The organism is Streptomyces sp. NPDC038280, assembly GCF_055600045.1.
This window is the reverse complement of sequence record NZ_JBVJYZ010000001.1, coordinates 351,661-366,703: the sequence shown is the minus strand read 5'-3', so window position 1 is coordinate 366,703 and position 15,043 is coordinate 351,661. Positions and strand designations below refer to the sequence as shown.

Below are 15,043 nucleotides of genomic sequence, written 5' to 3'. Positions count from 1 at the left end.
AGTGAGGTAGGTCACATGTGGTAGGGGAGTGGAGTGGAAAACTCCGCTTCCCTCCTCATGTGAAAGGTGCCGCTCGTGTCGCAGGAGGAACAGCAGCCGGCCGACCGGGGAAAGCTGCCGGTGACGGCCTCTCTTCCGGGGCGTCACCCGCATGAGACCAAGCGCCCCGCGACCGACCGGATCGTGTTCGGCGTCACGGCGGTGCTCACCGTGGCCTTCGTCGTCTGGGGCGCGGTCGCCACCGACTCGCTGGAGAGCGTCTCCAGCTCCATGCTGCACGGCCTGATCCACAACGGCGGCTGGGCGTTCATGCTGGCCGCCTCCGGCTTCGTCGTCTTCGCGCTCTGGCTGGCGATCAGCCGTTACGGACGGATCACCCTCGGCCAGGAGTCCGAGGCGCCCGAGTTCCACACGGTGTCCTGGGTCGCGATGATGTTCAGCGCCGGCATGGGCATCGGCCTCATGTTCTACGGAGTCAGCGAACCGCTCGCGCACTTCGGCACCCCGCCGCCCGGCACCCACCCCGCCGACGCGGCGGACCGGATGCAGACCGCCATGGCCACCACCCTGTTCCACTGGACCCTGCACCCCTGGGCCATCTACGCGGTGGTCGGACTGGCGATCGCCTACTCCACCTTCAGGCGCCGCAGGCGCCAGACGATCAGTGCCGTCTTCGTCCCCCTCATGGGCGAGAAGCACGCGTACGGCGTCCCGGGCCGTGTCATCGACATCCTGGCCATCTTCGCCACGCTCTTCGGCTCCGCGTGCTCCCTGGGCCTCGGTGCCCTGCAGATCGGCAGCGGATTCCACGAACTGAACTGGATGGAGAAGGCGAGCACGGGCCTGCTCGTCGCCATCATCGCCGTCCTCACCGTCTGCTTCGTCCTGTCCGCCGTCTCCGGCGTCGAGAAGGGCATCCAGTGGCTGTCCAACACCAACATGGTGCTGGCGGTCGTGCTCGCCCTCTTCGTCTTCATCGCCGGCCCGACGATCATCGTGCTCGACCTGCTGCCGACGTCGATCGGCGCCTACCTGGCAGACCTGCCCCAGCTCGTCGGGCGCACGGAGGCCACCGGCGGCAAGGCCGTCGCCGACTGGCTCGGCACCTGGACCGTCTTCTACTGGGCCTGGTGGATCTCCTGGACGCCCTTCGTCGGCATGTTCATCGCCCGGATCAGCCGTGGACGGACGATCCGCCAGTTCGTGGGCGGCGTCATCCTCGTCCCCAGCACCGTCAGCCTCGTCTGGTTCGCCATCTTCGGCGGCACGTCGATGAAGCTGGCCGAGCGGGGCGAGCTCGCCAAGGAGACGACACCGGAGGGCCAGCTCTTCGGCCTGCTCCAGGAGTTCCCGATCTCCACCGTCATGAGCCTGCTGGTGATGATCCTGGTCGGCATCTTCTTCGTCTCCGGCGCGGACGCCGCGTCCATCGTGATGGGGACGCTCTCCCAGAAGGGCGCGTTCGAGCCGACCCGGGCCGTCGTCGTCTTCTGGGGCGTGGTCACCGGCGCCGTCGCCGCCGTCATGCTGCTCATCGGCAACGGCAAGGGCGACGCCCTGGCCGGCCTCCAGAACCTGACCATCCTGGCCGCGGCCCCGTTCGTGATCGTGATGGCCGCCATGTGCGTCGCGCTGATGCGGGACCTGCGGGACGACCCGCTGATCGTGCGGGGCGAGCGCGCGGAGGAGGCAGTCGAACTGGCCGTGATCGCGGGCCACGAGAAGTACGAGGGCGACTTCCAGCTGCGGATCGAGCCGGCGTCGCCGGACCAGGAGCCGAAGGGCGAGTGAGCCGGTGGACCGCGCCCACCCTCCCGGCGCAACCCCCACCCCACCGCCGCCTAGAATTCGTCTCCTGATGACTGCAACCCTCGTCGCGAAGAACCTCGCCGCCGGCCACGGCGAGCGCTCCCTCTTCTCCGGGCTCGACCTCGTCGTCGCGCCCGGAGACGTGATCGGCCTCGTCGGCGTCAACGGCGCCGGCAAGTCGACCCTGCTGCGGCTGCTGGCCGGACTCGACACCCCCGAGGAGGGCGAGCTGCGGCTCTCCCCGCCCGCCGCCACCGTCGGCCACCTCCCCCAGGAGCCGGAGCGCCGGGAGGGCGAGACGGTACGGGACTTCCTGGCCCGGCGTACCGGCGTGGCCGCCGCGCAGCGCGCGATGGACGAGGCCACCCAGGGCCTCGTCGACGGCACCCCGGGGGCCGACGACGCCTACTCCACGACCCTCGAGCGCTGGCTCGCCCTCGGCGGCGCCGACCTCGACGAGCGTGCGGAGGAGGTCGCCGGCACCCTCGGTCTCACCGTCGGCCTCGACCAGCCGATGAGCTCGCTCTCCGGCGGCCAGGCGGCCCGCGCGGGGCTCGCCTCCCTCCTCCTCTCCCGCTACGACGTCTTCCTCCTCGACGAGCCGACCAACGACCTCGACCTGGACGGCCTGGAGCGGCTGGAGACCTTCGTCCAGGGGCTGCGCGCCGGCACCGTGGTCATCAGCCACGACCGCGAGTTCCTCACCCGTACCGTCACCAAGGTCCTGGAACTCGACCTCGCGCAGCAGCAGATCACCCTCTACGGCGGCGGTTACGACGCCTATCTGGAGGAGCGCGACACCGCCCGCCGGCACGCCCGCGAGGACTTCGAGGAGTTCGCGGGCAAGAAGGCCGCGCTCGAGGCCCGCGGCCACATGCAGCGCTCGTGGATGGACAAGGGCGTCAAGAACGCCCGCCGCAAGGCCGGCGACAACGACAAGCTGGGCCGCAACGCACGCAGCGAGGCGAGCGAGAAGCAGGCCGCCAAGGCCCGCCAGACGCAGCGCATGATCGAACGCCTCGACGTGGTCGACGAGCCCCGCAAGGAGTGGGAGCTGCGGATGGAGATCGCCGCCGCCCCGCGCTCCGGCTCGGTCGTCGCCACGCTCCGGGACGCCGAGATCCACCGGGGCGACTTCCACTTCGGCCCGGCCTCGCTGCAGATCGACTGGGCCGACCGGGTCGCGATCACCGGCGCGAACGGCGCGGGCAAGTCCACGCTCCTCGGCGCCCTGCTCGGCCGGGTCCCGCTCGGCGCGGGCCACGCCACGCTCGGATCGGGCGTCGTCGTCGGCGAGGTGGACCAGGCCCGCAAGCTGTTCCACGGCTCGCAGACGCTGCTCGACGCGTTCTGCGCGGCCGTGCCCGAGACCGAACCGGCCGAGGTCCGTACGCTGCTCGCCAAGTTCGGCCTGAAGGCGGAGCACGTGCTGCGCCCGGCCACCACCCTGTCCCCGGGCGAACGCACCCGCGCCGCGCTCGCGCTCCTCCAGGGCCGGGGCGTGAACCTCCTCGTCCTGGACGAGCCCACCAACCACCTCGACCTTCCGGCGATCGAACAGCTGGAGTCGGCCCTCGACACGTACACCGGCACACTGCTCCTGGTCACCCACGACCGCCGGATGCTCGACGCGGTCCACACGACCCGTCGCGTCGAGGTCGCGGCGGGCAAGGTCACCGAGCACTGATGCCGACGGTCCACTTCGCGTGGGGCCCGGTCGGCGCCCGGCACCTGGCGGGGGAGGTGAGCTGTCTCGTCGTCGTCGACGTGCTCTCCTTCACCACGTCCGTGGGCGTGGCCGTGGAGGCCGGCACCGAGGTCTTCCCCCACCGCTGGCGGGACGCCCGCGCCGCCGCCCACGCCGAGCGGATGGGCGCGGCCCTGGCCGTGGGCCGAAGCGAGGCCGGTCCCGGCACGCCGTGGACGCTCTCGCCGGCCGCCCTGCGCGCCGCCCCGTACACCCCGCGCCTCGTCCTGCCCTCCCCGAACGGTTCCACGATCGCGGCGGAGGCGGGGAACGCGACCGTCGTCGCCGCCTCGCTGCGCAACAGCGCGGCCGTCGCCCGGTGGCTCACGCGGCAGGGGTACGGCTCGAAGGAGCGCCCCCTGGCCGTCGTCGCCTCCGGGGAACGGTGGCCCGACGGTTCGCTGCGCCCGGCGCTGGAGGACCTTCTCGGCGCGGGCGCGGTCCTCTCGGCACTGCGCCGGGAAGGCGGTCCGTACGACCTCTCGCCGGAGGCGGCCGCGGCCGCCGCGGCCTGGGACTCCACCGCGGATCCGGTGTCCGTCCTGCACGCCTGCGAGTCGGGCCGCGAACTGCACGAGTACGGCTTCCCGCAGGACGTCGCCGTCGCGGCCGAACTCGACACCTCGACCACCGTCCCCGTCCTGCGGGACGGCGCCTTCAGGGAGCACGCATGATCGACCGGCTGATCCGGCTGCTGGACGACGTCGACGCCGACGTCGACGAGACGATCGACCTCGCCGACGAGATCGCGGCATCGGGCGACCGCGCCCTCGTCCCGCGGCTCGAAGCCGAACTGGACCGCGCCCTCAGCGAACGGAACGCCTACGCGCGGGAGCTGCTCGGGGGAGTGCTCGCCGCCATCGCCGGGGCGGAGGCGCTGCCCGTGCTGATCCGGGCCTCGGCGGTCGACCTCGGCGACGACCAGGACGCCCTGGCCGCCGAAATCGTCGACCTGGTCCAGTCGAACCCCACCGAGGCCCGCGCCCAGCTCCAGCCGCTGACGAAGGACCCCGACTTCGCGACGGCGTCCCGCGCCGAATGGGCCCTGCGCTTCCTGCCGACGCCGTAATCCCCTGGGCCCCCGCGCGGACCTTCCAGGCGCCCAGCCACGACGCCCCTCCCCGACGCGGCCCGCCCAACGAACGCCGCCGCCCGGGCCGCCCGCGGCCGGGTGGGGCCTTCCTGCGGGGTGGCAGACGTGTCTCAGCCGCGCGGGTCTCGGCCGCGCGGGGGTGTCGCCGCCCAGGGTCGGGCCGGCGAGGACTGGTGCTGGCGCTGGGTCGGGCCTTCCTGCGGGGGTGGCAGGCGTGTCCCTTCCTCCCGGGGGTGTCGCCGTGCGGGGCCCGGCCACCATGCCCGGTGCTGGCGGGGTCGGGCCTTCCCGCCGGGGGATGCAGGAGGCGATCCTTCCGAGGCCGGTGCGTCGGTCTCGGCAAGGCGAACGCGACGGGCCCGCCGCCGCCCGCCGGGTGGGCCCCTGAGAGGGCCCACCCAGCACCCGGCTGGGGCTACCGCCCGCCGCGCCCCTTCTCGTTCAGCAGGCCCGCCTTGCGCAGGGCGTCGGCCATCGCGCTGTTCGAGGGGGCGGGCGTCTGGGGGGCGCGCTCGCGGCCGCCGCCCTGACCGCCACCGCCCCGGCGCTCACGGCCGCCGCCGCCCTGACGCTGCTGCGGAGGCCGGCCCCCGCGCTCCCGTTCCCGCTTCGGGGCGGCGTCCGCCGCCTCGTCGTCGAGGCGCAGCGTCAGCGAGATCCGCTTGCGCGGGATGTCGACGTCCTGGACCTTCACCCGCACCACGTCACCGGGCTTCACCACGTCCCGCGGGTCCTTGACGAACGTCTTCGACATGGCCGAGACGTGCACCAGGCCGTCCTGGTGGACGCCGATGTCCACGAACGCGCCGAACGCCGCCACGTTCGTGACGACGCCTTCCAGGATCATCCCCGCCGCCAGGTCGCCGATCTTCTCGACGCCCTCCTTGAAGGTGGCGGTCCTGAACGCCGGACGCGGGTCCCGCCCCGGCTTCTCCAGTTCGCGCAGGATGTCCGTGACGGTGGGCAGGCCGAACGTCTCGTCCACGAAGGTGTCGGGCCGCAGCGACCGCAGGACCGCCGTGTTGCCGATGAGGGCGGCGACCTCACCGCCCACCGTCTTCACCATCCGTCGCACCACCGGGTACGCCTCCGGGTGGACGGAGGACGCGTCCAGCGGATCGTCGCCGCCGCGGATCCGCAGGAACCCCGCGCACTGCTCGTACGCCTTCGGCCCGAGCCGCGCCACGTCCTTCAGCGCCCGGCGCGAGCGGAAGGGCCCGTTCGCGTCGCGGTGGGACACGATGTTCTCGGCGAGTCCTGCCCCGATGCCCGACACCCGCGCCAGCAGCGGCGCGGACGCGGTGTTGACGTCGACGCCGACACCGTTCACACAGTCCTCGACGACCGCGTCCAGGGAGCGCGAGAGCTTCACCTCGGACAGGTCGTGCTGGTACTGGCCGACACCGATCGACTTGGGGTCGATCTTCACCAGCTCCGCGAGCGGGTCCTGCAGCCGCCGCGCGATGGACACCGCTCCGCGGATGGACACATCGAGGTCGGGAAGCTCCTGCGAGGCGAACGCGGACGCGGAGTACACCGAGGCGCCCGCCTCCGACACCATCACCTTGGTGAGCTTCAACTCCGGGTGCTTCTCGCAGAGTTCGGCCGCGAGACGGTCGGTCTCCCGGGACGCCGTGCCGTTGCCGATGGCGATCAGCTCGACCGCGTGCTCCTTGGCGAGCCGCGCCAGCTTCGCGAGTGCCTCGTCCCACTTGTTCGCCGGGACGTGCGGGTAGATGGTGTCGGTGGCGACGACCTTGCCCGTCGCGTCGACCACGGCGACCTTCACACCCGTGCGGAAACCGGGGTCGAGCCCAAGGGTCGCCCGGGTCCCGGCCGGCGCCGCCAGCAGCAGATCGCGCAGGTTCGCCGCGAAGACCCGGACCGCCTCGTCCTCGGCGGCCGTCCGCAGCCGCAGCCGCAGATCGATGCCGAGGTGGACGAGGATCCGTGTCCGCCAGGCCCAGCGGACCGTGTCGGCGAGCCACTTGTCGCCGGGCCTGCCCCGGTCCGCCACGCCGAAGCGCCGGGCGACCATGCCCTCGTACGTCGAGGGCCCGGGGGTGTCCGAGGGCTCCTCGGGCTCCAGCTCGAGGGTGAGGACGTCCTCCTTCTCGCCGCGCAGCATCGCGAGGACGCGGTGCGAGGGCAGCGCGGTGAACGGCTCGGCGAAGTCGAAGTAGTCGGCGAACTTCGCGCCCGGCCCCTCCTTGGCGTCGTCCTTGCCCTCGCGCACCTTGGCGACGAGCCGTCCCCGTGTCCACATCCGCTCGCGGAGCTCGCCGATCAGGTCGGCGTCCTCCGAGAACCGCTCGGTGAGGATGGCCCGGGCGCCGTCCAGCGCGGCCTGGGCGTCCGCGACGCCCCGGTCGGCGTCCACGAAGGCGGTGGCCGCCGCGAGCGGGTCCACCGACGGATCGGTGAGCAGGCCCTCGGCCAGCGGTTCCAGCCCCGCCTCGCGCGCGATCTGCGCCTTCGTGCGGCGCTTGGGCTTGAAGGGCAGGTAGATGTCCTCCAGTCGCGCCTTGGTGTCGGCGGCCCGGATCCGCGCCGCCAGATCGTCGGTCAGCTTCCCCTGCTCGCGCACGGAGTCGAGGACCGCCGCCCGGCGCTCCTCCAGCTCCCGCAGATAGCGCAGCCGCTCCTCGAGCGTGCGCAGCTGCGCGTCGTCGAGCATCTCGGTCGCTTCCTTGCGGTAGCGCGCGATGAACGGCACGGTCGAACCGCCGTCGAGCAGCTCGACGGCCGCCTTCACCTGCCGCTCCCGTACGCCGAGCTCCTCGGCGATCCTGCCTTCGATGGACGTCGTCACGTGTCCCGACTCGCCTTCTCGTGCCTCAAGCATGAGCCTGCATTCTGCCGGTTCGGCGCCGGAAGTGCCGCAAGCCCCCCACCGCGCGGCGCTCAGCCCTTGCCGATGAGGTCTGCCGGGAAGGCACCGGCGGCCACCGCGGCGCCCAGGAAGCCGCGGCCCAGCTCGGTGAGCCGCTCGACGCCGGCGGCGCCCAGGTGCTCGTACGGGGCGGAGTCCAGCCGGTCCGTGTGCTCCTCGACCTCGTCGCGCAGGGCGGCGCCCTCGGGCGTCAACTCGCCCTCGGTGTCCAGGAGTCCGCGCTCGCGCAGCCGCTCCACCGCCGCCTCCCAGTCGGCGCGTCGCCAGCCGCGGGTGCCCAGGATCCAGCGCGGCGCCATGCCCTTGCCCGTCGCGGTGTGGCTGGCCAGCGCCTCCACCGGGTCGAGCCCGGCGGACAGCAGGGCGACCAGGTGGCCGTCGCCGCGGTGCTCGCGCAGCAGTGTGGTGGCGTGCCAGTAGGCGAGGTGCGGGGCTTCCGGCACGGGCAGGTCGGCGTGCGCGGAGTACAGCGGCCTGGCGTGGCGGGTGCACGCCTCGGTGGCGCGCAGGGCGAGTCCGGCCGCCTCCTTCATCTCCGCCGACTCCACGGCGTCGCCGAGGAGCCGCCGCAGGGTGGTGTCGACGACCCGCAGCCGCGCCTCCAGGACCGTCGCGGGCGAGGCCGCCTCCCACACGGCCGGCAGATAACGGGAGAGGAGCTCGTGGTTGTAGTTGTAGAAGGCGGCGGCGACCGTGCCGGGCCCGACCGCCCCCAGCGCGGCGCTGCGGGCGGCGATCCGGCCGGCGGCGATGTCCTCGACGCCGATCGCGGCGAACTCGCGCTCGCAGTCGGGCGAGAAGTAGTGCGTCGAGTGGAACGGGTTCAGGACGTGGTGACAGCGACGTGCGGCGCGCGCGGGCAGAGAAGTCATGACCGCACGTTACCGACTGGTCGGTACGGCGGAAAGCCCCGGAGCCCCCATGGCAGAAAAGGTGGGGTCCTCGTCGTTGCGGCCATCCGCCGTCCGGCGAAGGATGAGAGGCATGACGCAGCGACCCGTGCTCGTCGTCCTCTTCGACGGCGTCCAGAGCCTTGATGTGACCGGCCCGGTGGAGGTGTTCGCCGGCGCGGGCAGGCTCGGCGGGGACCTCGCCGCGTACCCGATCCGCACCGCCTCCCTGGACGGCGCGCCCGTGCGCACCCAGAGCGGCCTTCGTCTGCTGCCGGACTCCGCAGTCGCCGACGCGGAGGAACCGCACACCCTGCTCGTCCCGGGCGGCCACGGCACGCGGCACCCCGACCCCCGGCTGATCGACTGGCTGCGGGAGCACGCCCCGCGCGCCGAACGGCTCGTGTCGGTGTGCACCGGCGCCCTGCTGCTCGCCGAGGCGGGACTCCTCGACGGTCACCGGGCGACCACCCACTGGGTGGTCTGCGACCACCTCGCCCGCTGCTACCCCGAGGTCGACGTGGACCCCGACCCCATCTTCGTGCGGGACGGAAAGCTCTCGACATCTGCCGGCGTGACCGCCGGCATCGACCTCGCGCTCGCCCTGGTCGAGGAGGACATGGGCCGGGAGGCGGCCCTCACCATCGCCCGTCACCTGGTCGTCTTTCTGCGCAGGCCGGGCAACCAGGCCCAGTTCAGCGCCCAGCTCGCCGCCCAGACCGCCCGGCGCGAGCCGCTGCGTGAGCTCCAGGCGTGGATCACCGAACATCCCGACGGCGATCTCTCCGTCGACGCCCTGGCGGCCCGCGCCCGGCTCTCACCGCGCCACTTCGCCCGCGCCTTCCAGGCGGAGACCGGCACCACGCCGGGCCGGTACGTCGACCGCGTCCGACTGGAACACGCCCGCCGTCTCCTGGAGGAGACCACCGACGGAGTCCAGGAGGTCGCCAGAGCGGCCGGCTACGGCACCCCGGAGGCGATGCGCCGGGCCTTCGCGAAGGCGCTGGGCACCGCGCCCGCCGAGTACCGCCGCCGCTTCCACGCACCCCTGCAACGCACGCACTGACCCGCCATCCATCCACCGGAACGAAAAGGGATCCCATGCAGATCGCCGTCCTGCTCTACGACCGCTTCACCACCCTTGACGCCGTCGGCCCGTACGAGCTGATCGCCCGGCTCCCCGGAGCCGAGACCGTCTTCGTCGCGAAGGAGACCGGCCCGGTGCGCGGCGACCAGGGGAGCCTCGCCCTCGTCGCGGACAAGACCCTCGCCGAGGTGCCTGCTCCGGACATCCTGCTGATCCCCGGGGGTCCCGGCTCCCGCGAGGCCATGAAGGACGCGGCGATCCTCGACTGGGTCCGCGCGGCCGATGCCACCAGCACCTGGACCACCTCGGTGTGCACCGGGTCCCTGATCCTCGCCGGGGCGGGACTCCTCAAGGGCCGCCGGGCCACCACCCACTGGCTCGCCCTCGATGAACTGGTGCCCCACGGGGCCGAGCCGACCGGCGAGCGCGTGGTCTTCGACAGCAAGTACGTCACGGCCGCCGGGGTGTCCTCCGGCATCGACATGGCGCTCCACCTGCTCGGCCGGATCGGCGGCGACGCGGTCGCCCAGACGGTCCAGCTGCTCACCGAGTACGACCCGCAGCCGCCGTACGACGCGGGCTCGCCGGAGAAGGCCCCGGCCGAGATCGTCGCCCAGTGGCGGGGGCAGGCGGAGCAGGTCCTCGCCGACTAGGGAGTGTCCGGCATTCCGGACACGACCTGGGACGGTCCCGGCGCGTCAGCCGTCGTACGTGAAGCGCGGAGCCCGGCGCTCCAGGAAGGCGGCGACACCCTCGGCGGTGTCGCCGCTGCCGCGTGCCCGCTCCGACCAGTAGGCGTCCCGGTCCGTGCGGCCCGACGCGAACTCCTTCGCAGCGGCCTGCGTCAGCAGCGAGCGCGACACCAGGACCCGGACGAACTCGGCCACCCGCTTGTCCAGTCCACCCGCGGGCAGCACCTCGTCCAGCAGACCGGTGCGCAGCGCCCGCTCGCTGTCGATCAACTCCCCGGAGAAGAGCAGGTACTTGGCGGCCGACGGCCCCACCAGCGACACGAGCCGCCGTGTGGAGGAGGACGGGTAGACGATGCCGAGCTTCGCCGGAGTGACCCCGAAGAGTGAACCTTCCTCGGCGAAGCGGAGGTCGCAGGCCGCCGCCAGCTGGCTGCCGCCGCCCACGCAGTAGCCGCGCACCGCGGCGAGTGTCGGCTTCGGGAAGGCGGCGAGCGCCTCCTCGGCCCGCACCGCCAGGGACTGCTGCTCGTCGCCGGGTTCGCGGAGCGTGGAGATGTCGGCCCCGGCGCAGAAGGTGTCGCCCGCGCCGGTGAGAACGAGGGCCCGTACGCCACGGTCGGAGGCGAGCACGGCGAGCAGGTCGGGCAGCGCCCGCCACATGCCCGCCGTCATGGCGTTGCGCTTGGCGGGGTTGCTGATCACTAGGGTGGCGACGCCGTCCGCGACGGTGTGCTCCAGCTGCGGCTCCATGCGCCGGATGCTATCCGGGCACGTCGAGCGGGGGCCGGTCGGGGCGTCGGCGTGCAGTGCGGCGAACAGGCCGCGAAGCCGTCAACGGAGGGGCAGAACCAGTCGCCTAACTGATTCTCTTGTGCGTACTCGGTCAGAATCCATCGATACGTGTCGACTTCTGGTCAGTAGGTCGGTACGGACCAGCCCATTCCCAACACTCGGTCCGTGGCGACAATCGAGCACGAGGGTGGGAGCCGGACTATGGAGAGCGGCGGGAGCGTCCCCGCACGGCCGCCGTCGTACGAAGGGGTCTGGCGCTTCACCGCTCCCGCGGTCGACGTCTCGGTGCCGCAGGCCCGGCACGCCGTACGGGACCTGTTGAACCGCCAGGGGGTGCCGGCCCACGACGACCTCGTCCAAGGGCTGCTGCTGATCGTCTCCGAGCTGGTGACCAACGCCGTACGGCACGCGGCCGTGCTCTCCCCGGAGATCGCGGTCGAGGTGGCGATCGGCGCGGAGTGGATCAGGGTGTCCGTCGAGGACAACCACCCGTACCGGCCGAAGGCGCTCGAGGCGGACGACGCCCAGACGGGCGGCCGCGGACTGCTGCTGGTGCGGGAGATCACTCTGGAGGCGGGCGGCACGTGCGATGTCGAGCACACCGCGAGCGGCGGCAAGATCATCTGGGCGGCGCTGCCGCTCAAGGCCGCCGGGCCGCCCCCTCCGCAGCTGGTCACCAGCCCCCGGCCGGCCCCGTGAGCTCCTTGATGGCGGGGCGCGCGGCGTCCAGCACGGTCATGAACCAGGCCGAGAACGGCGCCGCGGCGTGCCGCTCGGCCAGCTCCTGAGCCGTCACGAACGCCGTCTCGCCGACCTCGTCCGGATCCGGCCGCAGCGGGGCCTGGACCATGCCCACGAAGAGATGGTTGAACTCCTGCTCCACCAGGCCCGACGCCGGGTCCGGGTGGTTGTAGCGCACGGTCCCCGCCTCGGCGAGCAGCGACGGCGAGATCCCCAGCTCCTCCTGCGTACGCCGGGCGGCGGCCGCGAACGGCGCCTCGCCGGGGTACGGGTGGCCGCAGCAGGTGTTCGACCAGACCCCGGGGGAGTGGTACTTGCCCAGCGCGCGGCGCTGGAGCAGCAACCTGCCCGACTCGTCGAAGAGGAACACGGAGAACGCCCGGTGCAACTGCCCCGGCGCCTGATGGGCGGACAGCTTCTCCGCGGTGCCGATGGTATTGCCGTCCTCATCGACCAGTTCAAGCATGATCGACGGCTGGATTCCGTTCGACGAGCTGTGCGCCGCGGTGGCTGGTGTGGTCGGCATAACCATCCTTCGCATCGGTCCTCGGCCCTGTGGGGCCACCTCAGTCTGCCGTACAAACCCGGCTTGTCCGTACTTCGCCCGCCGGGCATGTCCGCTCCCGTCGCGCCGGAGCGCGGCGGGAGCGGACGTCGGATCAGACTCCGAAGGCGTCCGGATAGAGGATCGTGCCCCGCGGCCCAGGCCCGGAACCGTCGAGGAACAGCGCCATCATGGCCTCGTCCGGCACCTCGAACGGCGCCCGGATGCCGTACGTCGAAGCCGGTACGAAACCGAACCTCGGGTAGTACTCCGGATGACCGAGTACCAGGACCAGCCGCTCACCGGCGAGTCGGGCGGCGTCCAGCACCGCCCGGACGACCGCCTGCCCCGCGCCGGCGCGCTGATGGGCGGGGGCGACCACGACGGGCGCCAGCGCCGCGGCGGGCACGCCCCCGACATGGCACCGGGTGATCAGGGCGTACGCCGCGACCGTGCCGTCCGGAGCCTCGGCGACATACGACAGGCCAGGCAACCAGGCGGTCGCGTCGGCGCGCAGGGCGTCGACGAGAGCCGCCTCCTGAGCCGTCTCGAAGCCGGCGGCGTTGACCGCCCGGACGGACGGGATGTCCGCCTCGGACTCCGGCCGGGTGCGCCAGCGGTGGTCCGCCGGCCGCAGCACATAGCCGGTGTAGCCGTACTCCCAGCCGTGGTCACGGCGCATGGCGATCTCCGCCCGGGTGGCGGCGACCACCTCGGCCATGCCGGGAAGCGACGGGTCGGCGGCGTCCGCACGCTCGCCGAGCGGCCCGTAGTACTCCTCCCAGTCGCTCTCCGGCTGGGGCAGCACGGCGAGGACGTGGTAACCGGCCGCGGTCGCCGCCGCCATGTCGGCGGCGGAGGTACGCAGAGGACAGTGCTGTTCCCAGAACGCGCGCGCGTCCGGGCTCGGCTCGTCCACCGTCCACTCGCACTCGGTGAGCACCAGCGTCCCCCCGGGGGCGAGCAACCGGCGCCAGGAGCGCAGGGCGGTGTCGAAACCGATGCAGTACGCGGAGCTCTCCGCCCAGACGAGGTCGAAGGACCCGTCCGGGAAGGGAAGGTCAGCCATGTCCGCGTTCATGGTCCTGATGGCGTCACCAAGCCCGCGAGCGTCGGCGGCGCACCGCAGCTCGTCCAGGAACGGCTCGTGGCGGTCCACCGCCGTCACCTCCGCGCCGGCCTCGGCGGCCAGCAGCAACGAGGCACGGCCCGGGCCGCAACCCAGGTCGAGGACGCGCGGACGCGACGGCAGCGGCCCGGCCAGGGAGAGCAGCCGGCGGGTGGTGTCGTCGGAACCGGGGCCCTGCCGTGGAAGACCGTGGTGCAGCGTGAAGAAGGCGTCGACGGAGGAGGACGAGGAGGAAGGAGAGGAAGAGGTGTTGTCGGACAACGTGGGAGACCCTTGAGTGAGAGGGTCCCGGCCGACGTCTGGGATCAGGTCGACCGCGGACCCGGGAAGCTGAAGCCGGACCGGGCGCTGCTGGGGGCAGCCTCCATCGCGACGGTCATCGAGCCAGCTCCTCTCCACACATCCGAGACGCGAATGTCTCCGCGGAAAACGTAGCAGCGATCAGTGACAGAGATGGGCCTCATGCGCGGCATGGCCGCTCGGCTCCAGCTGGAACGTGCAGTGCTCCACGTCGAAGTGGTCGCCGAGGCACCCCTGGAGGTCGTGCAGCATCTTCTCGTGCCCGATCGAGTCCAGTACGTCCTGGGCGACGACCACATGCGCGGAGAGCACCGGCATCCCGGACGTGATCGTCCAGGCGTGGAGGTCATGGACGTCCTCCACACCCGGCAGCGCCAGTATGTGGGCCCGCATCTCCGCCATGTCGACGCCCTTGGGGGCCGCCTCCAGGAGCACGTCGAGCGTCTCGCGCAGCAGCTTCACCGTACGCGGCACGATCATCAGGCCGATGACCAGTGAGGCGATCGGGTCGGCCGCCTGCCAGCCGGTGGCGAGGATGATGCCCGCGGCGATCAGCACGGTCACCGAGCCCAGGGCGTCCGCGAGGACCTCCAGATAGGCGCCGCGCACATTGAGGCTCTCCTTCTGGCCGCGCATCAGCAGCGAGAGGGAGACCATGTTCGCCGCCAGACCGATCAGGGCGAAGACGATGGCCGGACCGCCCTTGGTCGCGGCCGGCTCGATGAACCGCTGCACCGCCTCGTAGAGCACGTAGCCGCCCACTCCGAGGAGCAGCAGACAGTTCGCGAGCGCGGCGAGGATCTCGGCCCGGGCGAATCCGAAAGTACGGTTCGCGGACGCCGGGCGGTTGGCGAAGTGGATGGCGAGCAGGGCCATCGCGAGGCCCACGGCGTCGGTGGCCATGTGGGCGGCGTCGGCGATCAGAGCGAGAGAGTCGGCGACGACACCGCCGACGATCTCCACGACCATCACGGAGAGCGTGATGGCCAGTGCGACCCGCAGCCGCACCCGATAGGCGTGGGCCGCGGTGCCGGTCGGCAGCGGCCCGCCATGCGTATGCCCGTGATCGTGCCCAGCCCCCATGAGGACGCCTCCCGGATTCTCGTGCCTCGGTTCGCCTCCGGGGCGCCGTGAGCGTGCGCCGATGGTCGATCGTGCTCGGTCCCTCGTTCCTCGGGACCTCCGCGCGTTCTCCCTCTCGGCGCCCGCGCGCCCCTTCGGCTCGTTTGTGGCTCGGTTCGCCTCCGGGGCGCCGTGAGCGTGCGCCGATGGTCGATCGTGCTCGGTCCCTCGTTCCTCGGGACCTCCGCGCGTTCTCCCTCTCGG

General features: G+C 72.4%; 13 protein-coding genes. 7 read left to right on the top strand and 6 right to left on the bottom strand.

Annotated features, from left to right (window positions below):
- Nucleotides 1-66 precede the first annotated feature (66 nt).
- The 4 genes from ACZ7J0_RS01625 (at nucleotide 67) to ACZ7J0_RS01610 (ending at nucleotide 4,625) form a co-directional block, all read left to right on the top strand.
- Nucleotides 67-1,791, top strand: coding sequence for a BCCT family transporter (locus ACZ7J0_RS01625; RefSeq protein WP_470882968.1), 1,725 nt, complete (start codon nucleotides 67-69; stop codon nucleotides 1,789-1,791).
- A 67-nt stretch (nucleotides 1,792-1,858) separates the two neighbouring features.
- Nucleotides 1,859-3,496 carry an ABC-F family ATP-binding cassette domain-containing protein gene (locus ACZ7J0_RS01620; RefSeq protein ID WP_470882967.1) on the top strand — a complete coding sequence of 546 codons (1,638 nt, stop codon included), beginning with the start codon at nucleotides 1,859-1,861 and terminating at the stop codon, nucleotides 3,494-3,496.
- Nucleotides 3,496-4,230 carry a 2-phosphosulfolactate phosphatase gene (locus ACZ7J0_RS01615; protein WP_470882966.1) on the top strand — a complete coding sequence of 245 codons (735 nt, stop codon included), beginning with the start codon at nucleotides 3,496-3,498 and terminating at the stop codon, nucleotides 4,228-4,230. Before ACZ7J0_RS01620 ends, ACZ7J0_RS01615 begins: the two co-directional genes overlap by 1 nt.
- Nucleotides 4,227-4,625, top strand: a complete 399-nt coding sequence (locus ACZ7J0_RS01610; protein WP_470882965.1) for a hypothetical protein — start codon at nucleotides 4,227-4,229, stop codon at nucleotides 4,623-4,625. The genes ACZ7J0_RS01615 and ACZ7J0_RS01610 overlap by 4 nt, the downstream gene beginning before the upstream one ends.
- Before the next feature lie 439 nt (nucleotides 4,626-5,064).
- Here the strand turns inward: ACZ7J0_RS01610 and ACZ7J0_RS01605 are convergent, their stop codons facing one another.
- Both ACZ7J0_RS01605 and ACZ7J0_RS01600 read right to left on the bottom strand, forming a co-directional pair.
- Complete coding sequence (locus tag ACZ7J0_RS01605) at nucleotides 5,065-7,461, bottom strand: Tex family protein (RefSeq protein ID WP_470884089.1); 2,397 nt, start codon at nucleotides 7,459-7,461, stop codon at nucleotides 5,065-5,067.
- Nucleotides 7,462-7,553: 92 nt separating this feature from the next.
- Nucleotides 7,554-8,414 carry an SCO6745 family protein gene (locus ACZ7J0_RS01600; RefSeq protein ID WP_470882964.1) on the bottom strand — a complete coding sequence of 287 codons (861 nt, stop codon included), beginning with the start codon at nucleotides 8,412-8,414 and terminating at the stop codon, nucleotides 7,554-7,556.
- A 112-nt stretch (nucleotides 8,415-8,526) separates the two neighbouring features.
- Between ACZ7J0_RS01600 and ACZ7J0_RS01595 the strand changes: the two genes are divergently transcribed.
- Both ACZ7J0_RS01595 and ACZ7J0_RS01590 read left to right on the top strand, forming a co-directional pair.
- On the top strand, nucleotides 8,527-9,498 hold the full coding sequence (locus ACZ7J0_RS01595; protein ID WP_470882963.1) for a GlxA family transcriptional regulator: 972 nt from the start codon (nucleotides 8,527-8,529) through the stop codon (nucleotides 9,496-9,498).
- A 35-nt stretch (nucleotides 9,499-9,533) separates the two neighbouring features.
- The gene (locus tag ACZ7J0_RS01590) at nucleotides 9,534-10,172 is read left to right on the top strand and encodes a DJ-1/PfpI family protein (RefSeq protein ID WP_470882962.1); all 639 of its coding nucleotides are present in this window, start codon (nucleotides 9,534-9,536) and stop codon (nucleotides 10,170-10,172) included.
- A 45-nt stretch (nucleotides 10,173-10,217) separates the two neighbouring features.
- Here the strand turns inward: ACZ7J0_RS01590 and ACZ7J0_RS01585 are convergent, their stop codons facing one another.
- On the bottom strand, nucleotides 10,218-10,961 hold the full coding sequence (locus ACZ7J0_RS01585; protein WP_470882961.1) for an enoyl-CoA hydratase/isomerase family protein: 744 nt from the start codon (nucleotides 10,959-10,961) through the stop codon (nucleotides 10,218-10,220).
- A gap of 243 nt (nucleotides 10,962-11,204) precedes the next feature.
- On the opposite strand from ACZ7J0_RS01585, the gene ACZ7J0_RS01580 reads away from it, so the two are divergent.
- Entirely contained in the window at nucleotides 11,205-11,702 is a 498-nt protein-coding gene (locus tag ACZ7J0_RS01580) for an ATP-binding protein (protein WP_470882960.1), read from the top strand.
- Here the strand turns inward: ACZ7J0_RS01580 and idi are convergent.
- From idi to ACZ7J0_RS01565, 3 genes are all read right to left on the bottom strand, one after another.
- Nucleotides 11,677-12,270, bottom strand: coding sequence for an isopentenyl-diphosphate Delta-isomerase (gene idi, locus ACZ7J0_RS01575; protein WP_470882959.1), 594 nt, complete (start codon nucleotides 12,268-12,270; stop codon nucleotides 11,677-11,679). The genes ACZ7J0_RS01580 and idi overlap by 26 nt on opposite strands.
- 133 nt (nucleotides 12,271-12,403) lie before the next feature.
- Nucleotides 12,404-13,678, bottom strand: a complete 1,275-nt coding sequence (locus tag ACZ7J0_RS01570; protein ID WP_470882958.1) for a GNAT family N-acetyltransferase — start codon at nucleotides 13,676-13,678, stop codon at nucleotides 12,404-12,406.
- A gap of 180 nt (nucleotides 13,679-13,858) precedes the next feature.
- Complete coding sequence (locus ACZ7J0_RS01565) at nucleotides 13,859-14,800, bottom strand: cation diffusion facilitator family transporter (RefSeq protein ID WP_470882957.1); 942 nt, start codon at nucleotides 14,798-14,800, stop codon at nucleotides 13,859-13,861.
- Between the last annotated feature and the right edge of the window lie 243 nt (nucleotides 14,801-15,043).